At 58.8% G+C, this 20,680-nt stretch carries 18 protein-coding genes and 1 pseudogene; 12 read left to right on the top strand and 7 right to left on the bottom strand.

The window, feature by feature from the left end:
• Nucleotides 1-64 precede the first annotated feature (64 nt).
• On the bottom strand, nt 65-340 hold the full coding sequence (locus DKB71_RS02445; RefSeq protein ID WP_408599525.1) for a polyhydroxyalkanoic acid system family protein: 276 nt from the start codon (nt 338-340) through the stop codon (nt 65-67).
• A gap of 155 nt (nt 341-495) precedes the next feature.
• Between DKB71_RS02445 and ubiE the strand changes: the two genes are divergently transcribed.
• From ubiE to DKB71_RS02390, 11 genes and pseudogenes are all read left to right on the top strand, one after another.
• Complete coding sequence (ubiE, locus tag DKB71_RS02440) at nt 496-1,266, top strand: bifunctional demethylmenaquinone methyltransferase/2-methoxy-6-polyprenyl-1,4-benzoquinol methylase UbiE (RefSeq protein ID WP_033045331.1); 771 nt, start codon at nt 496-498, stop codon at nt 1,264-1,266.
• Nucleotides 1,266-1,889 (top strand): SCP2 domain-containing protein, encoded by a 624-nt coding sequence (locus tag DKB71_RS02435; protein WP_323606491.1) that lies wholly within the window; start codon nt 1,266-1,268, stop codon nt 1,887-1,889. Before ubiE ends, DKB71_RS02435 begins: the two co-directional genes overlap by 1 nt.
• Nucleotides 1,886-3,490, top strand: a complete 1,605-nt coding sequence (gene ubiB / locus DKB71_RS02430) for a ubiquinone biosynthesis regulatory protein kinase UbiB (protein WP_408599524.1) — start codon at nt 1,886-1,888, stop codon at nt 3,488-3,490. Before DKB71_RS02435 ends, ubiB begins: the two co-directional genes overlap by 4 nt.
• Before the next feature lie 80 nt (nt 3,491-3,570).
• Nucleotides 3,571-3,972, top strand: a complete 402-nt coding sequence (gene hisI / locus DKB71_RS02425) for a phosphoribosyl-AMP cyclohydrolase (RefSeq protein ID WP_160390647.1) — start codon at nt 3,571-3,573, stop codon at nt 3,970-3,972.
• Nucleotides 3,965-4,297, top strand: coding sequence for a phosphoribosyl-ATP diphosphatase (locus DKB71_RS02420; RefSeq protein WP_007899279.1), 333 nt, complete (start codon nt 3,965-3,967; stop codon nt 4,295-4,297). Before hisI ends, DKB71_RS02420 begins: the two co-directional genes overlap by 8 nt.
• A gap of 25 nt (nt 4,298-4,322) precedes the next feature.
• The gene (locus DKB71_RS02415; protein ID WP_046816938.1) at nt 4,323-4,595 is read left to right on the top strand and encodes a twin-arginine translocase TatA/TatE family subunit; all 273 of its coding nucleotides are present in this window, start codon (nt 4,323-4,325) and stop codon (nt 4,593-4,595) included.
• Nucleotides 4,596-4,605: 10 nt separating this feature from the next.
• Nucleotides 4,606-5,031 carry a Sec-independent protein translocase protein TatB gene (tatB, locus tag DKB71_RS02410; RefSeq protein ID WP_274076116.1) on the top strand — a complete coding sequence of 142 codons (426 nt, stop codon included), beginning with the start codon at nt 4,606-4,608 and terminating at the stop codon, nt 5,029-5,031.
• Nucleotides 5,028-5,822 (top strand): twin-arginine translocase subunit TatC, encoded by a 795-nt coding sequence (gene tatC / locus DKB71_RS02405; protein ID WP_046816936.1) that lies wholly within the window; start codon nt 5,028-5,030, stop codon nt 5,820-5,822. The genes tatB and tatC overlap by 4 nt, the downstream gene beginning before the upstream one ends.
• Complete coding sequence (locus DKB71_RS02400; RefSeq protein ID WP_274076118.1) at nt 5,819-6,526, top strand: 16S rRNA (uracil(1498)-N(3))-methyltransferase; 708 nt, start codon at nt 5,819-5,821, stop codon at nt 6,524-6,526. The genes tatC and DKB71_RS02400 overlap by 4 nt, the downstream gene beginning before the upstream one ends.
• Before the next feature lie 179 nt (nt 6,527-6,705).
• Nucleotides 6,706-7,767: pseudogene (locus DKB71_RS02395) on the top strand (methyl-accepting chemotaxis protein); the annotation flags it as partial.
• A complete protein-coding gene (locus tag DKB71_RS02390; protein WP_408601055.1) occupies nt 7,759-8,622 on the top strand; it encodes a methyl-accepting chemotaxis protein in 864 nt (287 codons plus the stop codon). The pseudogene DKB71_RS02395 and the gene DKB71_RS02390, both read left to right, overlap by 9 nt.
• Before the next feature lie 120 nt (nt 8,623-8,742).
• Here the strand turns inward: DKB71_RS02390 and DKB71_RS02385 are convergent, their stop codons facing one another.
• A complete protein-coding gene (locus tag DKB71_RS02385) occupies nt 8,743-8,892 on the bottom strand; it encodes a hypothetical protein (RefSeq protein ID WP_408601188.1) in 150 nt (49 codons plus the stop codon).
• Nucleotides 8,893-9,022: 130 nt separating this feature from the next.
• Here DKB71_RS02385 and DKB71_RS02380 point away from each other — a divergent pair, with 130 nt between their 5' ends.
• On the top strand, nt 9,023-13,447 hold the full coding sequence (locus tag DKB71_RS02380) for a phosphatidylinositol-specific phospholipase C domain-containing protein (RefSeq protein WP_408599523.1): 4,425 nt from the start codon (nt 9,023-9,025) through the stop codon (nt 13,445-13,447).
• A gap of 129 nt (nt 13,448-13,576) precedes the next feature.
• Here DKB71_RS02380 and mdoH read toward each other — a convergent pair whose 3' ends face one another.
• From mdoH to hutG, 5 genes are all read right to left on the bottom strand, one after another.
• Nucleotides 13,577-16,147 carry a glucans biosynthesis glucosyltransferase MdoH gene (gene mdoH, locus DKB71_RS02375; RefSeq protein WP_274076122.1) on the bottom strand — a complete coding sequence of 857 codons (2,571 nt, stop codon included), beginning with the start codon at nt 16,145-16,147 and terminating at the stop codon, nt 13,577-13,579.
• Complete coding sequence (locus tag DKB71_RS02370) at nt 16,140-17,957, bottom strand: glucan biosynthesis protein G (RefSeq protein WP_408599522.1); 1,818 nt, start codon at nt 17,955-17,957, stop codon at nt 16,140-16,142. Before DKB71_RS02370 ends, mdoH begins: the two co-directional genes overlap by 8 nt.
• Nucleotides 17,958-18,277: 320 nt before the next feature.
• Nucleotides 18,278-18,715, bottom strand: a complete 438-nt coding sequence (gene dtd / locus DKB71_RS02365) for a D-aminoacyl-tRNA deacylase (protein ID WP_408599521.1) — start codon at nt 18,713-18,715, stop codon at nt 18,278-18,280.
• Nucleotides 18,712-19,683 (bottom strand): prolyl aminopeptidase, encoded by a 972-nt coding sequence (gene pip / locus DKB71_RS02360; protein WP_274076124.1) that lies wholly within the window; start codon nt 19,681-19,683, stop codon nt 18,712-18,714. Before pip ends, dtd begins: the two co-directional genes overlap by 4 nt.
• 192 nt (nt 19,684-19,875) lie before the next feature.
• Entirely contained in the window at nt 19,876-20,679 is an 804-nt protein-coding gene (gene hutG, locus DKB71_RS02355) for an N-formylglutamate deformylase (RefSeq protein WP_274076125.1), read from the bottom strand.
• Between the last annotated feature and the right edge of the window lies 1 nt (nt 20,680).

Below are 20,680 nucleotides of genomic sequence, written 5' to 3'. Positions count from 1 at the left end.
CGACTGACCTGGCGCTTTCGCGAGCAAGCCCGCTCCCACAGGGGGTCTTATTTCGTCCGAAAAATCAGACGAGGGCTTTATCCAGCGCCTTCTCGATTTCCGCTTTGATCATGCCGCTCATGGCCGACATCATCAGGCCCAGCTCCACATCAACCTTGATCGAATCATCGGTGACATGCACCGCACCTTTCACACCCGAACGCTTGAGATTCAGGGTGTCACCCGACCACTGCGGCTCCAGGCCATACTGATCTTGAAGTTTCTGCGCCAGCTTGTCGGCCTTCTCGCGCGCCGCTTCCTTACCCAGGCCGTGGGCCCGTTCAACACTAATATGGGCCATCGAATGACTCCTGCTTTATGAATGCTTTCCCGAGACATCTTGACCTCTGCTGCGTCAAAACGTCCCGATGGTTGCCCATCTTACCTTCAGCCTTGCCAAGACAAAGCATGCCTTGGGGATTAGAATGTCGCGCATTCTCTTTTGGTGACAGCGATATGACTGATCAGCGCAAAGGCAACGACGCCGAACCCACCACTCACTTCGGCTTCAAAAACGTTCCGGAAAGCCAGAAAGCGGAAAAAGTCGCAGAGGTTTTCCACTCGGTAGCCGCCAAGTACGACCTGATGAACGACCTCCTGTCGGGCGGCATGCACCGTCTGTGGAAGCGTTTCGCGATCGAACTGTCGGGCGTGCGCACCGGCAACCGGGTGCTGGACATCGCCGGCGGCACGGGCGACCTGACCCGCAAATTCTCGCACCTCGTGGGCCCGACCGGCCAGGTGGTGCTGGCCGACATCAACGAATCCATGCTCAAGGTCGGTCGTGATCGCCTGCTGGACCTGGGTGTGGCCGGCAACGTCGAATTCGTCCAGGCCGATGCGGAAAAACTGCCGTTCCCGGACAACCATTTCGACTGCGTGACCATCGCCTTCGGCCTGCGCAACGTGACGCACAAGGAAGATGCCCTGCGCTCCATGCTGCGCGTGCTCAAGCCAGGCGGTCGCCTGCTGGTGCTGGAATTCTCCAAGCCGACCAATGCGCTGATGTCCAAGGCCTACGACGCCTACTCGTTCGCCTTCATGCCGCTGATGGGCAAGCTGATCACCAACGACTCGGAAAGCTACCGCTACCTGGCCGAATCGATCCGCATGCACCCGAACCAGGAAACCCTGAAGTCGATGATGGTCGAGGCCGGTTTCGACCGCGTGACCTATCACAACATGACCGCAGGCATCGTCGCCCTGCACCGCGGCATCAAGCCCTGATGCTGCTCGCCGGCCTGCTCGCCAGCGTTGAACTCGGCCTGAACCGGGTGCTGCGTCTCGACAGCACGGCGCTGCCGCGGCTGGCGCATTTGAGCGGCAGGGTGATTGCCGTCGATTGCCGCAGCCCGGCGTTGCAGGTGTTCATCCTGCCCAGCGACGAAGGCCTGATGCTCGCCTCCCAGTGGGAAACCGGCGCCGACTGCACCCTGCGTGCACCGGCTTCGAGCCTGCTGAAACTGGCCATGAGCAAGGACAAGACTGCGATCCTGCACAGCCCTGAAGTCGAACTCGACGGCGACAGCGGCGTGCTGCTGGAACTGGCGGCGATCCTTCAGGACCTGGAGCTGGACTGGGAGTACGAACTCTCGCGCTGGCTGGGGCCGGTCGCCACGCAACTGCTCGGCGGTCACCTGCGCAGTCGCGCCCGCTGGTATCAGCAAGGGTTCGCCAGCCTGGGCCAGAACCTGGGCGAATACCTGGCCGAAGAGTCGCGCACCCTTGTCGGTCAGCGCGAAGCCGAAGCCCGTTTCAGTGAACTGGACCAGATCAAACTCGATCTGGAACGTCTCGAGGCGCGTTTCGAGCGCCTTTCCCGATCCCTCGACCCAAGCGATAACGCATGAAGCTGCTTGCCGTCCGCCGTTTGTTGCGCATCCAGCGCGTCGTGATCCGCTACCGCCTCGATGACCTGCTGTTCGCCCTGCCGCTGCCCTGGTTTCTGCGGGCGTTGCGTTATGCCCTGCCGTGGCGCTGGTTCCCGCGCAAGACCCTGGACCTGAGCCGTGGCGCGCGCCTGCGCCTGGCGTTGCAGGACCTGGGACCGATCTTCATCAAGTTCGGGCAGATCCTGTCCACCCGCCGCGACCTGCTGCCGGAAGACATCGCCGACGAGCTGATGATGTTGCAGGACCGCGTGCCGCCGTTCGACTCGCAGCTGTCGGTCAAGCTGATCGAAGAGCAGCTGGGCAAGAAAATCAGTGAAGTGTTCAGCCGCTTCGACGTCGAACCGCTGGCCTCGGCGTCGGTGGCCCAGGTGCACGCCGCACAGCTGAAAACCGGCGAAGAAGTGGTGGTCAAGGTGATCCGCCCGGGCCTCAAGCCGGTGATTGCCCAGGACCTGGCGTGGCTGTTCATCCTCGCCCGCGCCGCCGAAAAACTCTCGGCCGATGCGCGCCTGCTGCACCCGGTAGATGTGGTCCAGGACTACGAAAAAACCATCTACGATGAACTCGACCTGCTGCGCGAAGCAGCCAACGCCAGCCAACTGAAGCGCAACTTCGACGGTTCGCCACTGCTGTACGTGCCACAAGTCTATTGGGACTGGTGCCGGCCGAAAGTGCTGGTGATGGAGCGCATCTACGGCATCCAGGTCACTGACCTCGCGACCCTGGCCGACCAGCGCACCGACATGAAAATGCTCGCCGAACGCGGCGTGGAGATCTTCTTCACCCAGGTGTTCCGCGACAGCTTTTTCCATGCCGACATGCACCCCGGCAACATCTTCGTCAGCACCGTCAATCCGTGGAGCCCGCAGTACATTGCGATCGACTGCGGCATCGTCGGCAGCCTGACCCCGGAAGACCAGGATTACCTGGCGCGCAACCTGTTCGCTTTCTTCAAGCGTGATTACCGGCGTGTGGCACAGCTGCACATCGATTCAGGCTGGGTGCCGGCGGAAACCAAACTCAACGAATTCGAAGCGGCGATCCGGACAGTTTGCGAACCGATCTTCGAAAAACCGTTAAAAGATATTTCATTCGGCCAGGTGCTGATGCGCCTGTTCCAGACGGCGCGCCGCTTCAACATGGAAGTGCAGCCGCAGCTTGTCCTGCTGCAGAAAACCCTGCTGAACATCGAAGGCCTGGGCCGTCAGCTGTACCCGGACCTCGACCTGTGGAACACCGCGCAACCCTTCCTCGAACGCTGGATGCGCGAACGCGTCAGCCCCAAAACCCTGCTCGGCAACGTGCAGAGCCAGTTCGAGCAACTGCCGCACCTGGCCAACATGGCCCGCGACCTGCTCGAACGCATGTCCCAGCCGCACGCCTACGACCCGCCGCCACCCTGGCACCGTCGCCGCGACGACTGGTTCCTGCGCCTGCTCGGCACAGCGCATTTGGCCGGTGGCGCGATCCTCGCCGCGGGCGGGCCGCTAAACGATCTGGCCTACTGGCCGGCGGGTATCATGATGGCTGTCGGCTTGTATCTGGTCGTTCGCCGATAGCCAGTTGTGCTGCGCACTGGCACACTGTTTCAACGTTGAGCCTGACTCATGAAGTGTCGGGCTCGCTGTCGGAGTCGAAGATGAAAAACTGGCTGGACGAGATCAAATGGGATGCCGACGGCCTGGTGCCGGCGATTGCCCAGGACCACAAGACCGGGCGCGTCCTGATGATGGCCTGGATGAACCGCGAAGCACTGCAACTGACGGCGGCCGAGAACCGCGCCATCTACTGGTCGCGCTCGCGTGGCAAGCTGTGGCGCAAGGGCGAAGAGTCCGGCCACGTGCAGACCCTGCATGAGATGCGCCTGGACTGCGACGCCGACGTGATCATCCTGATGGTCGAGCAGATCGGCGACATCGCCTGTCATACCGGCCGCCAGAGCTGCTTCTACCGCGTCTATGAGAACGGCGACTGGACAACCGTCGACCCGGTACTGAAAGATCCGCACGCCATCTATAGCGCAGGACACAAACATGAGTGACACGTTGACCCGTCTGGCCCAGGTGCTGGAAGAGCGCAAAGGCGCCGCCGCCGACAGCTCGTACGTCGCCAGCCTGTACCACAAGGGCTTGAACAAGATTCTGGAAAAAGTCGGCGAAGAGTCGGTCGAGACCATCATTGCCGCCAAGGACGCCGCCATCAGCGGCGACTGCAGCGATGTCATCTACGAAACCGCCGATTTGTGGTTCCACAGCATGGTCATGCTCGCCCAGTTGGGGCAGCATCCCCAGGCTGTACTCGATGAACTGGACCGTCGCTTCGGTCTGTCCGGACACGCCGAGAAAGCCTCGCGCCCGTCCGCCTGAATAACGATTAGAGAGGAGCAGCAGCATGGGCATTTTTGACTGGAAACACTGGGTCGTCATCCTGGTCGTCGTGGTTCTGGTGTTCGGCACCAAGAAACTGAAAAACCTCGGCACCGACGTTGGCGAGTCGATCAAGGGCTTCAAGAAAGCCATGAACGACGACGAAAAACCCGCCGAGCCAACCGTGACCCCGGCCCAACCGGTGCCGCCGGTACAGCCTCAGGCTTCGGTGAACCAGCCGCACACCATCGACGTGCAGGCGCAGAAAGTCGAAGAGCCGATCCGCAAAGACGTGTGAGCACTGACTAATGTTTGGTATCAGCTTCTCTGAACTGCTGCTCGTCGGCCTCGTCGCCCTGCTCGTGCTGGGTCCCGAGCGCCTGCCGGGCGCTGCGCGCACCGCCGGCCTGTGGGTTGGGCGCCTCAAGCGCAGCTTCAATGCGATCAAACAGGAAGTTGAACGTGAAATCGGTGCCGACGAGATTCGTCGGCAACTGCACAACGAGCACATCCTGTCGCTTGAACAGGAGGCCCGAAAGATCTTCTCGCCGACCCAGCAGCAGCCGACGCCCGTCGAGCCTGTGGCGACGCAGACGGTTGATGCGCCTGCCGTTGAATCTGCGCCTGTGCAAGCTGCACCTGTCGCAGCGACACCGGTCGCGCCCGTTGCACCCGCGGCTGCGCCCGTTGCGCCGGCCCCTCATGACCCAACACTGCCGCCGCGAGCCCCATGAGCGATCTTCCTGAAAACGACCAGCACATGCCGCTGGTTTCGCACCTCACCGAGTTGCGTACCCGCCTGCTGCGCTGCGTAGCGGCGATTTTCATCATCTTTGCCGGGCTGTTTGCCTTCACCCAGCAGATCTACACCTTCGTCTCGACGCCGCTGCGGGCGTACCTGCCCGCCGGCGCGACGATGATTGCCACCGATGTGTCGTCGCCGTTCCTGACGCCACTGAAGCTGACCATGATGGTGTCGCTGTTCCTGGCGATCCCGGTGATCCTGCACCAGATCTGGGGCTTCATCGCACCGGGCCTGTACAAGCACGAGAAGCGCATCGCCGTGCCCCTGCTGTGCTCGAGCATCGTGCTGTTCTACGCCGGCATGGCGTTCGCCTATTTCCTGGTGTTCCCGTTGATCTTCAAGTTCTTCGCCGCCGCCACCCCGGCCGGCGTGGAAATGATGACCGACATCACCAGCTACCTCGATTTCGTCATGACGCTGTTCTTCGCCTTCGGCGTGGCGTTCGAGATCCCGGTGGCCGTGGTGCTGCTGGTGTGGATCGGCGTGGTCGACGTCAAGTACCTGAAGAAAATCCGTCCGTACGTGATCATCGGCTGCTTCGTGGTCGGCATGATCCTGACCCCGCCGGACATTTTCTCGCAGACCCTGCTGGCCGTACCGATGTGGCTGCTGTTCGAGATCGGCATCCTGTTTGGCAGCCTGATCAGCAAGCGTGGCGAACACCCGGACGACCAGCCTGCCGACGATCACAACGACCAGCCGCCAGCGACCCAACCGTGAACCTGCTGCTCCTTGAAGAGGCCGACTTCATTGCGGCCGACCGGGTCGTGCTGCGTGATCGCCGGTTGACCCACATGCAGGAAGTCCACCGCTGTGAAGTCGGTGACAGCATGCGTGTCGGCCGTATCGGTGGCCTGATGGGCTCGGCCGAGGTCCTGCGCCTGGACGCCAGCGAGGCGGAACTGCGCGTCACCCTCGACCAGCCACCGCCTGCCAAGCTACCGCTGACCCTGGTCCTGGCCCTGCCACGGCCCAAGATGCTCCGCAGGGTGTTCCAGACCGTTGCGGCCATGGGTGTGCCACGAATCGTGCTGGTGAACAGCTACCGCGTCGAGAAGAGCTTCTGGCAGACGCCGTTCCTGGAGCCTGAGGCCATTCGCGAGCAATTGATCCTTGGCCTCGAACAGGCCAGGGACAGTGTCTTGCCGCAAGTGGTGATCGAGAAGCGCTTCAAACCGTTCGTCGAAGATCGCCTGCCCGCCATCACCGAGGGCACCCTCGGCCTGGTTGGCCATCCGGGCCAATACCCGCCCTGCCCCCGCGCCCTGACCGAGCCGGTGACCCTGGCCATCGGCCCGGAAGGTGGCTGGATCCCCTACGAGATCGACTTGCTGGGCAAATCCGGCCTGCAACCGGTGCAATTGGGCGAGCGCATCCTGCGCGTGGAAACCGCCGTCACGGCACTGCTGGCACGACTCTTCTAGCCAAATCGCGATTCCTGTAGGAGCGAGCTTGCTCGCGAAGGACGTGACGGCGCCGCGCTCATTCAGAAAGCCCTCGTCATCGTTAACGTCCATCGCGAGCAAGCTTGCTCCTACAGAATGCTCCCCGCCTGCCGATACACCTCCCATGAAACCAATGTGTGGTCCAAGGGAGTTGCAGCATGTACCAATGGCTGGCCGATAAACTGGGTAACGTGAGCGTAAACCGCAAGCTGGGCGTCGGCTTCGGTCTTGTGCTGCTGCTGACGATGCTGATCACCTTCACCGGCTGGACCGGCCTGAGCGACGTCACCCGTCGCGGTGATGGGCTGGGGTTCATCTCCGAGATCAACGGGATGACCAAGGACCTGCGCATCGCCCGCCTGGATTACGAAATGCGTCGCGGCGAACAAGGCCCCGGTGCCGTCAGTGATCTGCTGGGCAAGCTCGACACCAGCCTGCAAGCGGCTCGCAAGATGATCGAGCAATCCGCCGACGTGGCCATGATCGACCAGCAACTGGCCGCCGTCAGCCAATACAAGCAAGCCTTCGCCGCCATGACCCAGGCCGGCGCCAGCCGCGAAGACGCCCGCAGCAAACTGGGCGCCACCGCCGACAATGCCGTGGCCAAAGTTGCCGAAGTGGAAAAAGCCATGCTGCAAGGCGACAGCGTGGCGCAGTTCAACAGCGTGATCGACCTGAGCAAGCTGATCCAGCAGGCGCGCTTCCAGGTGCGTGGCTACACCTACAGCGGCAAGGCCGAAGCTGAGCAGCCAGCGCTGGACGCCATCGACAACGCCCTGAAATATCTGCAAAGCCTGCCGTCGCAGCTGCCGGAACAACACATCGGCAACCTGCAGCAAGCGACCGACTCGCTCAAGGCCTACCGCGCCGCGGTCAGCCAGTACCGCGATTCCCAGACCGCCAGCGCCGACGCCTTCAAACGCATGGCCGCCCAAGGCGAGATCCTGCTCGAGGTCAGCAACAAGCTCACCGTCTCGCAAACCCTGGTACGCGATACCGACGTAGCGCACGCCAAGAACATGCTGCTGCTGGCCACCGTCCTGGCGCTGGTCTTTGGCTTGTTTGCCGCCTGGGCAATCACTCGGCAGATCGTGATTCCGCTGAACCAGACCCTCAAGGCGGCCGAGCGCATCGCTGCCGGCGACCTGACCCACAACCTGCTCTCCCAGCGCCAGGACGAACTTGGCCAGCTGCAACGGGCCATCCAGCGCATGACCCAGGGCTTGCGTGAACTGATCGGCGGCATCAGCGACGGCGTTACGCAAATTGCCAGCGCCGCCGAAGAACTGTCCGCCGTCACCGAGCAAACCAGCGCCGGCGTCACCAGCCAGAAGGTCGAGACCGACCAGGTGGCCACCGCCATGAATGAAATGACCGCCACCGTGCAGGAAGTCGCGCGTAACGCCGAGGAAGCCTCAGAGGCCGCCGTCGCCGCCGATCAACAGGCCCGCGAAGGCGACAAGGTGGTGGGTGAAGCCATCGCACAGATCGAGCGCCTGGCCAAGGAAGTGGGACACTCCACCGAAGCCATGGGCGAACTCAAGCGCGAAAGCGACAAGATCGGCAGCGTGCTCGACGTGATCAAGTCCGTCGCCCAGCAAACCAACCTGCTGGCGCTCAACGCGGCCATCGAAGCCGCTCGCGCCGGTGAAGCGGGACGCGGTTTTGCCGTGGTCGCCGATGAAGTGCGCAGCCTGGCGCAACGCACGCAGAAATCCACCGAGGAGATCGAAGAGCTGATCGTCGGCCTGCAAAACGGCACCCAGCACGTGGCGACCATCATGGACAACAGTCGCGCCCTGACCGACAGCAGCGTGGAACTGACCCGTCGCGCCGGCGGCTCACTGGAGAACATCACCCGCACGGTGTCGGCGATCCAGGCAATGAACCAGCAGATTGCCGCCGCCGCGGAACAGCAGAGCGCTGTGGCCGAAGAGATCAACCGCAGCGTGCTGAACGTGCGCGATGTGTCGGATCAGACGTCCGCAGCAAGTGAAGAGACGGCGGCGTCCAGCATTGAGCTGGCGCGGCTGGGGACGCATTTGCAGATGCTCGTGGGCAGGTTCAAGGTTTGAGGTGATTCATATGCCTCGGTTCGCTATGGACCGAGGTGATGCATTTAGCCAGGCAGAGGTATTCCAGTACGGTCATGTGCGGGATTACCGAACTGCTCAACAGCGCTCATGAAGTCATCATTACCTCGTTCGCTCGATGTAATGGTCGAAAGGGCGGCCGGCGACCCCATGACGGGTGACGTCAATCACATTGATTTCGGGCACGTCATCGCCTTGGGCGACTTGCAGGCTGTTGCGCGCGACCTTGGCGATCAGGGAAATCGATAACACTAAAATCCGCCTAAAAAACTTTGAATACTAAATCATTATCAGGACTTTGACCGCCTATCAGAACTGATAGGTCTCAAACTACGTTACTTGTGCTCCACTTGTTCCCGCCTACATTTGAGCGGTGACCAACATGACCATTCAGCAGCAGAGCCAAACCTCCGACGTTGACCTTTCAGACAACTTTCTACCCCGTCTTACCGTATCTGACACAGCAAACAATGTTTTAATCTACAACAACCTGGTAAATAGCCCAACTATCAACATCCAGTCGCTGACTGGCTTCAATAGCAAAACAAAGCTATGGCTGCATTGTGAATGCACTTACGCCAATGGATATCCTGGCATTCTAACCCTGGCCGAAGCAGCATCCACTGGCGTCTCGACAGGCGAAACAGCATTCACCTGCAAACTACCGCTCGAGCAACTTGCCAAGCTTGGTGACGACACCAAGATCACAATGATCTTGATGATAAGTACCGACGGCACTCTAAATGAACACTCACTCCACGTCGTTCGTCACCACTTGGAATTCCGCCACAATGAAGCCTCGACAAATTACAGCCGATGGATGACAGATAGTGGCCCACTCATAGAACTTCTGAAAATACACGAACTGATACTGCCAGAAGCTCATAATGCTGGCGTGGACAAGGAAGGGTCAGGATTTCCAGGTGTTCGGTGGGGCGCTTGTCAAGATAAACCATTCACCAATCAACTACAAGGCGGCATGCGAGTTCTGGACTTAAGAGTTTACAGACACATAGATCACGCGGGCACAATTAAAGAGTTTAGATTTGAACACGAGGGGTACCATGCCGGCCGCTATTTGCACAACTGCATCCAAGAAGTTCGTCAATTTGCAATACAAAATCCTTTAGAAATCGTGATAATGGATTTTCATGAAAAGGTTCTCCCCGACGCTGTCAACACCGTCAAAGACATGCTAGAAGCAGCTCTGAGTGATCGTTGTATTCCGTGGGCCGCACGCGGCTTGACGATCGGGCAAATCCGGCAGCAACACCCTGGCAGGAATATTATTATTGCCTGGGATGATTGGCAACCATCGAGACTGTATCTTTGGGGGAAAGTTTATCAGACTTGGAACAGCCAAAACACTAATACACCGACCACACTAAAGAACCATATGATTGAAATCATGGCCACGCCACCAAAGAATCAGCTATGGTCGATGCTTGCTGCTGGCTACACTCCAATAGGAGGACCCACCCGCTTTACACCGAACGAAATACATTGGGACTATTTCTTTAGCAGCATTGGGTCTGGTCGTTATAGAACGCCAACTAAAGGCAACATGATCAACATTGATTTTTTTGCATCAACAGGCGTAGTCGACCGATGCATCAGCGCCACGCGAGCAAGGGCGTTGGCCGCTCATAAAAGCACCACCTTGAATTTTCGGGCTCGCGAGGTGACAGATACCTCGACAACGTTAGTCTGGAGTAACCCAGAGGATAGCGAGCAGGTTGAATACTACAATTTATTTATCGATGGATATGCTTTCAAAATTGAAAACAATGAACATACATTCCATGAGCTAACGCCCGGCAGGGAATACCATTATAAAGTAGTGGCTCACTTTAACTCTGGAGACGGCAACCCTTCCGAAATTAAAGTCAAAAATACAGACACTACCCCCCCCAGCAAACCTATCAACCTTACAGCATCCGAAATCAAGGCCCGCTCCACCAACCTGAATTGGACTCCGTCAACTGATAACGGCGCCATAGCCGGCTACAGAATCTACCGCAACACCACACCAATCGACACGACCTCCGCGACTTCATATCGTGATCTTAACCTTGCCCCACTTACTAACTACAGATACATTGTTCAGGCGTTTGATCTTAGTGGAAACGAAACCAACTCCGATCCGCTCGACATCACGACGCCAGAAGGGATTGCTCCCTCCAAACCGAACAACCTTAAAGCTTCTGCAGTTACGGCCAACTCTATTGATCTGCAGTGGGAGGCTTCCACTGATAACGTTGCAGTTATTGGCTATGACGTTCTTCGCAACGGCGACGTGATCGACAGAGTTACCAGCACTTCTTTTTTCGACAGAGGCCTCGACGAATCTACGACATACGCTCACCAAATTCGCGCATTGGATGCCGCTGGAAACTTTACCGACTCTGAATTTCTGTTTACACGCACACTCGATGGAATGGCACCTTCCAAACCAACCAACCTTAAAGCTCTCTACATAGAGGGCAAAGATTACCTGATATGGAACAGTTCAACTGACAACGTCAAGGTCGTAAAATATGAAATTCGTCGAAACACCAACCTATTAGGCTCGGCAGAGCATTTAGATCTTGATTTGCAGGGCTTCGTAACCGAAGACAGTTTCAGACCTTGTACATATATAGTAAGAGCGCTGGATAGTAATTCAAACTACAGTGACTCCGACCCCCTGCGACTTCCCACCCTTCACCCTGAGCGCCCCAGCAAACCTGGAACTCCCACCTTCACAAGCATCACAGGCAACTCGGTAAAAGCAACCTGGACACCCAGCACCGACGACCATGCTACAATCGGCTACTTAGTTACTATCAACAATGGAGCGGCCATTACAGTCACCGATAACGAACACACCATGACCGGGTTGACGGAAGGTTCTTCATACACCATTGAAGTAATTGCTTTTGATGCCGATGGAAATAATTCAGATCCTTCATCTGCATCTTTCACTATACAATCATTAGCCCCCAGCAAACCTGGCACCCCGACTTTCACAAACATCACACACAACACTGTAAAAGTCACTTGGAGTCAAAGCACAGATAATGTCGCGGTAATTGGCTACAGCGTCTCCATCAACAATGCATCCCCCGTCACAGTCGGTAAAAACGAACACACCTTCACCGGGTTAAGCGAAGCCAATTCTTACACTGTCGCAGTGAAGGCTTTGGACGCTGTTGGAAATGCCTCAGAACCCTCATCGGCCTCATTCACCACAAAACTGTTAGCCCCTGGCAAACCTGGCATTCCACAAAGCAGCAACATCACCCACTCATCAGCAGAGCTTCGCTGGGCAGCCGCAAGCGGCCTTAACGTTCAGTACAAGGTTTTTCTGAATCGACACCTCGTTGCTCAAACTAACGATCTGAGCTTCACCGCAGCTCATCTGAGAAGCCATACAGACTATCTCGTAGAAGTCCGCGCCTTCAATGCCGCTGGAGAGTCCGAGCCTGCCGCCAAAGCGTTCAAAACATTGCTCGCTCCGCCCGCCAACCTGACATTCAGCCACAGCAACGGCCGCTGCCGCTTGCGCTGGAGCCCTGTTTTCAGGCATTTCCCATCCCACGAGGTGACAATCAACGATAAGGTGTTCACCACGGGGCCGGGACTCTGGGGATATGCTTTCAAATTGTCTGATCTGTCGCCGGGACCCGGACCACACCATTTCAGGTTCAAGGTTCGTGCACAGTTGGATGGCGCCACCTCCAAAGAAAGTCTGCTGGAGAAAACCTTGACCGATGGCGTGCCACCCACCCGACCTGGCGATCCGGTTGTCAGCGATATAACCGATACGTCAGCGACACTGACTTGGGAGCCTGCCAGTGACAACGTTGGCGTGACAGGTTATCAGGTCAAGCTGAACAATTTTCGAGTCTTCAATACTCCGGATACCCATTTCACGATCCCGAACTTGACCAGTGGTGCTTGGTACTACGTATCAGTGCGTGCTAGGGACAAGGACGGGAACTTGTCTGAAAAAAGCAAAAATACGACATTTGAAACAACAGGCACGCCCCCAGGGCCGCCTCCATCCGCGCCAGACGTGAGCATCACTGCTGAAACAGCCAAATCATTAGATTTGACGTGGGAACTACCAAGTGGAGCTACTGGTGTGAGGATTCTGCTCAATGACGAGCACTGGGGTGATAAGTATATTGTCCCAGTTACACGAATAAGTGATCTGCTTCCAGACTTTGAATACACCATCAGTGTGTCGTCGTTTGACATCTACGGACAGCTATCGGAGCCCACGATCCTGACTCATGTACTCAAGGACACCACTGCTCCTAGCGTTCCAGGGAATCTGCAAATGTCAGACAAGACCCCGGACTCTGTCACGCTGTCCTGGGTGGCATCAAGGGATGACGTTGAGGTCTCCGGGTACGTTATCGACAACAATGAGGTGTACTTCGGTAGCACGCAACAGACCCAATACCACGCCACAGGCTTGATGCCTGGCATTAATTCCTTTGAGGTACGAGCGCTGGACAATTCCGGCAACACCTCTGAGCCTGCCTCAATCCTCGTTGAAGCCGGTCCACCGCCTGGTGCCCCCAGCAACTTTCGATTCACCCGTGGACTGATCGCAAAATTGGAGTGGGATGCCCCCGTCGAGCCTGTGAACCGCTATGACATCACCCTGACTGGCCCACAAGGGAACAAACTCGATTATGATTCGACAACACCCATTCTTCAGCCGGTGCTGTTTCCACTCACCCGCTATGAGGTGAGCATCATAGCCAGTAACGCAGCGGGAAAATCTCTACCTTTGCTCGCCGAAATAACTACGTAAGGAGAAGAGGGGATACGTTCACCTGAATACAGCAACAAAGAAAAATGCCCGTATCTTGCGATACGGGCATTTTCTTTAATCAGTCAGCAGACTGTCAGGTTTTCACACCACCGCAGATGCGGTCTTGTATCAGGCCAGCTGGGCCTGCACACTCAAAGGCTGCAGCGGCAACAGCGGTGCATGCGGATCGGCCTGGACCGATTTGCGCCATGCGCCCAGCCACTCCGGATGACCCTCGCTCCAGACCTGCTCATGCAAGCGAGCCAATGCCACCGGGTCGCTCAGCAGCTGCACACGCTCATCGTTGGTCAGGCCTTCAGGCCCGACTTTAATGGCGTGGCGGACACGCTCGACCCGCAGCCATTCGATCGGCTCGGCCTCACGGTGACGCGAGGTCGCCAGCGAGCACGCCAGGGCGTTCTGCTGTGGATCGACCACCGCACGGACAAAGCCGTCGTTCAACGCATGCCAGCGGTTTTCGTGGGTGTACTGGTCGGTGGCCAGCAGTGCCTGCGGTGGATTGTATTCCTCAGGAATCAGGAACAGGTTCTCGTCACGGGACTTGAGGCCCAGGCCGACACGGCTGGAAATCACCGACACCGGGATCGACAGCATCAACGATCCGACGATCGGCACCAGCCACCACAGGAAGCTCGGGTTCAACCAGATCACCAGCAAGGCCCAGAAGAAGCCCAGCAAGGTCTGCGGCCCGTGACGCTTGACCGCTTCGCTCCACGGCGTGGAGTCGTCGTCACGCTGCGGCGAGTTCCAGGTCGCGGCCCAGCCGAGGAACGCGGCGAGCACGAAACGGGTGTGGAAAATCATCCGCACCGGCGCCAGCAGCATGGAGAACAGCATTTCCAGGAACATCGACAGCGTCACCTTGAACTTGCCGCCGAACTCTTTTGCGCCCTTGGCCCAGATCAGGATGATGCTCAACAGTTTCGGCAGGAACAGCAGCACGACCGTGGTCGAGAACAGCGCAATCGCCTTGTCCGGGTGCCATTGTGGCCACAGCGGATAAAGCTGGCGCGGTTCGAGGAAGTACTGCGGCTCCATCAGCGTGTTGACTGCCAACAGCGCGGTGGACAGCACCAGGAAGAAGAACCACAACGGCGCGGACAGGTAGGACATCACGCCGGTGAGGAACACCGCACGGTGCACCGGGTGCATGCCCTTGACCAGGAACAGGCGGAAGTTCATCAGGTTGCCGTGGCACCAGCGACGGTCACGCTTGAGTTCGTCCAGCAGGTTCGGCGGCAGCTCTTCGTAGCTGCCCGGCAAGTCATAGGCAATCCACACGCCCCAGCCGGCACGGCGCATCAGCGCAGCTTCGACGAAGTCGTGGGACAGGATCGCACCGGCGAACGCGCCTTTACCCGGCAACGGCGCCAGGGCGCAGTGCTCGATGAACGGCTTCATGCGGATGATCGCGTTGTGACCCCAGTAGTGGGATTCGCCCAACTGCCAGAAGTGCAGGCCGGCGGTGAACAGCGGACCGTACACACGAGTGGCGAACTGCTGCATGCGTGCATACAGGGTGTCCATGCCCGACGCACGTGGTGCGGTCTGGATGATCCCGGCGTCCGGCGTGGCTTCCATCAGGCGTACCAGACTGGTCAGGCACTCGCCGCTCATCACCGAGTCGGCGTCGAGCACGACCATGTACTTGTAGTCACCACCCCAGCGACGGCAGAAGTCGTCGAGGTTGCCGCTCTTGCGCTTCACACGGCGACGGCGACGGCGATAGAAGATCTTGCCGAAGCCCTTGGCTTCGCGGCAGACGTCCAGCCAGGCCTGCTGTTCGGCGACGCAGATGTCGGCGTCGTTACTGTCGCTGAGGACAAAGAAGTCAAAGCGATCCAGGTCACCGGTGGCGGCTACCGACTCGAAGGTCGCGCGCAGGCCGGCGAATACCCGAGGCACGTCTTCGTTACAGATCGGCATCACCAATGCAGTGCGCGCGTCCTTCGGAATCGGCTCGTTGCCTGCACTTTTACCGGAGATACGGTATTTATCGTGACCGGTGAGCAGCTCGAGGAAGCCCATCAGCGCGGTCCAGAAACCGGCCGAGACCCAGCAGAACAGAATCCCGAACAGGATCAGGATGCTGGTCTGCAACGCATACGGCAGCACTTGCGTGGCGGTTTGCAGCAACGGTTGGTGCAGGACTTCTTCGAGGTCGACGAACGACCAGCCCTGGTACGGCATGAGGCCTTTCATGAACCAGCCGGCGACGATGGTCTGGCCGAGCATCAGTACCAACAGGATGTAGCGACGGATCGAACCGACCGTGCGCCAGCGCGCTGCCGGCAATACGTTCTCATCCTTCGGCGGCTTCGGCGGGTTGGTGCGGCCGGTCAGGCGTCGCCAGCCTCGCACCAGGATATTGGTCCGCCACGGTTCCGGCACGACCTTGGTCCGGCGAATTGGCGGGGTCGCCTTGAGGACGACCCGACCACTGACGTCGAGCGCCAGCATTTCGGCGTCCTGCAATTCTTCGGCGGTGCTCAGGGTCAGGCGCTTGCCGACCGATGCCTGGGCGGCCTCGGCCGGAGCGTCGAATGTGGAAGACGACAGACGCTCGTGCAATTCGCTGAAGGACCGGCAGCCCGCGAGTTCCGCGCGCTGCTGGTCGGTCATTGGCAGATGTGCCAGATACTCGGAAAGCGTCTCTGGCTGTACTTGAGAATTACTCATCGGCAGGCAACTGGTAGCTCCAGGTCTCGGTCAGGACTTCTTCAGTCGATGCCGATTCCGGTGTGGCTTGGGCCGCGTCAGCAGCAGCAGGCTGCTTGGCGTCTTTGTTGTTCGCCGCATCCTTGGCATCTGCAACTGGCTTGGCTTCGGCCTGCTTGGCTTCGGCGGCCTTCGCTTCCTTGTCGGCTTTCTCCGCTTGCTTGGCAGCAACCTTGTCTGCCTTGGCAACGGAAGAGTTAGACACTGGAAGCGAAGTCTTGGCCAGATCGGCTGGCACGATGTTCTGCACCAGTGCAGCACGCATCTCGGTGGACTTGCTCGGGTCCTTGATCTTCATGCGCAGGGTCAGGCGCCAGCCCTTGGTTTCAGGGTTGTAGCGCACGCTGTTCTCGACCAGTTCAGCGTTTTCGCCGACGCTGACCTGGCTGCGCACATCGGTATCCGGTGCCAGTGCCGCCAGGGAAGGACCTTCAAAGTCCACCAGATAGGCAACGCTGCCGTCCGGCTGACGAATCAGGTTCGACTGCTTGACGTCACCGGTAGATTTCAGGGTCTGGCTGACCCAGGCACTGTCCGGTGCGTGCAGCGCCGCTTCGTCCATGGTCCAGTGCATGCGATAGGCGAAGTCCAACGGCTGGCCTGGCTCCGGCATCTTTTCCGGGCTCCAGAAAGCCACGATATTGTCGTTGGTTTCGTCGGCGGTCGGAATCTCTACCAGATCGACGGAGCCCTTGCCCCAGTCGCCCTTCGGTTCGATCCAGGCGCTTGGGCGCTTGTCGTAGCGGTCGTCGAGGTCTTCGTAGTGGCTGAAGTCACGGCCACGTTGCAGCAAGCCAAAGCCGCGCGGGTTCTCGACCGAGAAGTTGCTCACCGCCAGGTGTTTCGGGTTGTTCAGCGGACGCCAGATCCACTCGCCGTTGCCGGCATGGATTGCGAGGCCGCTGGAATCGTGCAATTCACGGCGATAGTTGAGCACTTTAGACGGCTGGTTGGCGCCGAACAGGAACATGCTGGTCAGTGGTGCGATGCCCAGTTTGCCGACCTTGTCACGCAGGAACATCTGCGCCTTGACGTCGACAATGGTGTCGCTGCCCGGACGCAGGGTCAGGCGATAGGCACCGGTGGCCCGTGGCGAATCCAGCAGGGCGAAGATCACCAGGTGCTTGTCGCCCGGTTTGGGCTGTTGAATCCAGAACTCGCGAAAACGCGGGAATTCTTCGCCGGACGGCAAGGCGGTATCGATCGCCATGCCGCGAGCGGACAAACCGTAGACGTGACCCTTGCCGACAACGCGGAAGTAGCTCGCGCCAAGCATGGTCATGATTTCGTCTTGCTTGTCAGCCTTGTTGACCGGGTACAGCACACGGAAACCGGCATAACCGAGTTGTTCGGTGGCCTTGGGGTCGAACTTGACGTCGCCGAAATCGAAACGACTTGGGTCGTACTTGATCTCTTCGACGGTGTTCGCCGTGATTTCGTTGATTTTCACCGGCGTATCGAAATGCATACCCTGGTGATAGAAGGACAGCTTGAACGGGGTCTTCTGATCGGCCCATTCGGCTTTTTCAGTCAGGAAGCGAATTTTCTGATAGTCGGCGAATTTCATCTCGCGAAATTCGTTCGGCAGGTTGCTGCGCGGCGCTTCGTACTTTTGCCCGGCCAGCTCTTTTGCCTTTACCGATACATCATCCAGATTGAATGCCCAAAGCTGGCCGGCGCTGAGCAGGCACAGGAGTGCCGAACCCGCTACCAATGCGCTACGAAACCGTTTGGCAGTCAATTTTGGTGCGTTACAGGGACTAACAATCACGAGCAACCCTCGCCGAAAACAGATCAAAAAACCAACGGCCAGTTAAAGGGCCTATAGGCATCCGGTACGAAAAAACCGGTCCTGCAGACCACTCTTGCCAAGTTGGCGAGCATTGTTCCGACTCCGCTGGGGCAAAATGATTCCCCAATCGGATCCGGACAAGTCTCTACCTAAGTCAAAATGGACCAACGAACGCTGATCCCCGTAGCGCGCGATTATCTAGTAGGCCGCGTTACAACGCATCAGGGGTAACAAAGTATTTATCGGGGAAAACGCCTGCTTTCAGTCGAAAAGCGCTTAAAAAGATGTTTCAAACGCTTTCAGGTCTGTAACAGGAAGGTGACCGGGCCGTCATTGACCAGGTGCACCTGCATATCCGCGCCGAATCTACCTGATGCCACAGTGCCATGCACCTGTTTCGCTTTGCTTAATAGATAGTCGAACAGCTCCTCACCCAAGGCCGGAGGGGCCGCAGTCGAAAAACTCGGACGCAGCCCGCTCTTGGTGTCGGCAGCCAGGGTGAACTGCGAGACCAGCAGCAACCCGCCACCCACATCCGCCAGGGACAGGTTCATCTTGCCCTCAGCGTCGCTGAACACTCGATAGTTAAGCAGCTTATTGAGAAGTTTGTCGGCGCTGGCCCGCGTGTCGTCCGGCTCGACGGCCACCAGCACCAGCAAACCTTGATCGACCGCACCGACCACCTGCCCCTCTACCTCGACTCGCGCGCCGCGCACGCGTTGCAGCAGACCTTTCATGCTTCTTCGGGGGCGAGGTCGAGCAAGCGCCGCGCCATTTTATCGGCCGCACGCACCAATGCATCGGTGATTCCCGGCTCGGCAGCGGCATGCCCCGCGTCACGGATGATTTGCAGTTCGCTGTTCGGCCAGGCCTGGTGCAGTTCCCAGGCGTTATCCAGCGGGCAGATCACGTCATAGCGACCGTGGACTATCACGCCTGGCAAATGGGCGATCTTGCCCATGTCGCGAATCAGCTGGTTCGGTTCGAGGAAGGCGTTATTGGTGAAGTAGTGGCATTCGATGCGGGCAATGGACAACGCACGCTGCGGCTCGGAGAAACGATCGACTACCATCGGGTTCGGACGCAGGGTGGCGGTGCGACCTTCCCAGGTGGACCAGGCCTTGGCCGCGTGCATCTGGGCGATCTGGTCGTTGCCGGTCAGGCGTTTGTGGAAGGCGTTGAGCAGGTCATGGCGCTCGTCCGCCGGGATCGGCGCAATGTAGTCCTGCCAGTAATCCGGGAACAGGCGACTGGCGCCCGCTTGATAGAACCATTCGATTTCCTGCGGGCGGCAGAGAAAAATCCCGCGCAGGATCAGCCCGTGCACGCGCTCCGGATGGGTTTGCGCGTAGGCCAGCGCCAGGGTCGACCCCCAGGAACCGCCGAACAGCACCCACTTGTCGATGCCCAGGTGCTGGCGGATCCGCTCGAGGTCGGCGACCAGGTCCCAGGTGGTATTGTTTTCCAGACTCGCGTGGGGGGTGGAACGACCGCAACCGCGCTGGTCGAAGGTGACAATGCGGTACAGGTTGGGATCGAAGTAACACCGACTCGCGGCATCGCAACCGGCACCGGGGCCGCCGTGAATGAACACCACCGGCAAACCTTTCGGCGAACCGCTTTCGTCGACATACAGCGTGTGGGTCTCGTCGACGGCCAGATCGTGCCGGGCGTGGGGTTTGATCTGCGGGTACAAAGTCTGCATTGCGCGCTCCGTAAGGGGTCGAGGTCATCCCTGGGGGGACTTCTATTATTCTGCCGTTGGGCATCATAAACCCGAATTACGTCAATGAGCATGCCCCCTGTAGGAGCTGCCGCAGGCTGCGATCTTTGATTCTGATTTTTCAAGATCAAAAGATCGCAGCCGGCAGCTCCTACCGGGGAATTGCGTTGGCATTCAGCGTTTGTAGCGTTCCTTACCCCACGCGAGCAAACCTTGTAACAACTCTTTCAATACCACCCGCGTCGGCTCCGCCAGGTCCGGCCGATAACGGAACGGCTCGAACTCTTCCATGTACGTGCACTGCCCCAGCTCCAGTTGCACGGCGTGAATATTTTCTGCCGGATTACCGTAATGTCGGGTGATGTGGCCGCCTTTGAAGCGTCCGTTCAACACATGGCTGTAATCCGGATGACCGGCGCAGATAGCTTCCAGCTGCGAGGCCAGCTGCGGATCGCAACTGGCGCCATTGAAGGTACCGAGGTTGAAGTCCGGCAGCTTGCCGTCGAACAGGTGCGGGATGATCGAGCGGATCGAGTGCGCATCGAACAACAGCGCGTAGCCGAACTCGGCTTTCAGTCGCGCCAGCTCGTTCTGCAAGGTGCTGTGGTACGGCGTCCAGATCTGCTCCAGGTAGGTTGCACGTTCATCGGCAGAGGGCTCAAGGCCTTCGCGGAACAACGGGATGCCGTCGAACAGTGTCGCCGGGTACAGACCGGTGGTGGCGCCCACATACAAAGGCTTGTCGTCGGACGGCCGGTTCAGGTCGATGACGAATCGCGAATACTCGGCGGCCAGGGTGCTGGCACCCAGCTCGGCGGCGAAATCGTAGAGCTTCGGGATATGCCAGTCGGTGTCCGGCAGGCTTTTCGCGTCAGGGATCAATCCCGCTTCGACCGCCGGGGTCAGGCGCACGCCGGCGTGGGGCATGCTGATCAGCAGCGGTACGCGGCCTTGTTTGAAGTTCAGAACCTTATCCACA

It is taken from the genome of Pseudomonas sp. PLMAX (assembly GCF_046042685.1).
GTDB classification, from domain to species: Bacteria; Pseudomonadota; Gammaproteobacteria; order Pseudomonadales; family Pseudomonadaceae; genus Aquipseudomonas; species Aquipseudomonas putida_AE.
The sequence above is the reverse complement of the archived record's forward strand: the minus strand, read 5'-3'. Positions and strand labels throughout refer to the sequence as shown.

Excerpts from the sequence above, each read along its gene's own strand:
- DKB71_RS02445 (WP_408599525.1), bottom strand. The coding sequence starts at position 340 with ATGGCCCATATTAGTGTTGAACGGGCCCACGGCCTGGGTAAGGAAGCG.
- ubiE (WP_033045331.1), top strand. The coding sequence starts at position 496 with ATGACTGATCAGCGCAAAGGCAACGACGCCGAACCCACCACTCACTTC.
- DKB71_RS02435 (WP_323606491.1), top strand. The coding sequence starts at position 1,266 with ATGCTGCTCGCCGGCCTGCTCGCCAGCGTTGAACTCGGCCTGAACCGG.
- ubiB (WP_408599524.1), top strand. The coding sequence starts at position 1,886 with ATGAAGCTGCTTGCCGTCCGCCGTTTGTTGCGCATCCAGCGCGTCGTG.
- hisI (WP_160390647.1), top strand. The coding sequence starts at position 3,571 with ATGAAAAACTGGCTGGACGAGATCAAATGGGATGCCGACGGCCTGGTG.
- DKB71_RS02420 (WP_007899279.1), top strand. The coding sequence starts at position 3,965 with ATGAGTGACACGTTGACCCGTCTGGCCCAGGTGCTGGAAGAGCGCAAA.
- DKB71_RS02415 (WP_046816938.1), top strand. The coding sequence starts at position 4,323 with ATGGGCATTTTTGACTGGAAACACTGGGTCGTCATCCTGGTCGTCGTG.
- tatB (WP_274076116.1), top strand. The coding sequence starts at position 4,606 with ATGTTTGGTATCAGCTTCTCTGAACTGCTGCTCGTCGGCCTCGTCGCC.
- tatC (WP_046816936.1), top strand. The coding sequence starts at position 5,028 with ATGAGCGATCTTCCTGAAAACGACCAGCACATGCCGCTGGTTTCGCAC.
- DKB71_RS02390 (WP_408601055.1), top strand. The coding sequence starts at position 7,759 with ATGACCCAGGGCTTGCGTGAACTGATCGGCGGCATCAGCGACGGCGTT.
- DKB71_RS02380 (WP_408599523.1), top strand. The coding sequence starts at position 9,023 with ATGACCATTCAGCAGCAGAGCCAAACCTCCGACGTTGACCTTTCAGAC.
- mdoH (WP_274076122.1), bottom strand. The coding sequence starts at position 16,147 with ATGAGTAATTCTCAAGTACAGCCAGAGACGCTTTCCGAGTATCTGGCA.
- dtd (WP_408599521.1), bottom strand. The coding sequence starts at position 18,715 with ATGAAAGGTCTGCTGCAACGCGTGCGCGGCGCGCGAGTCGAGGTAGAG.
- pip (WP_274076124.1), bottom strand. The coding sequence starts at position 19,683 with ATGCAGACTTTGTACCCGCAGATCAAACCCCACGCCCGGCACGATCTG.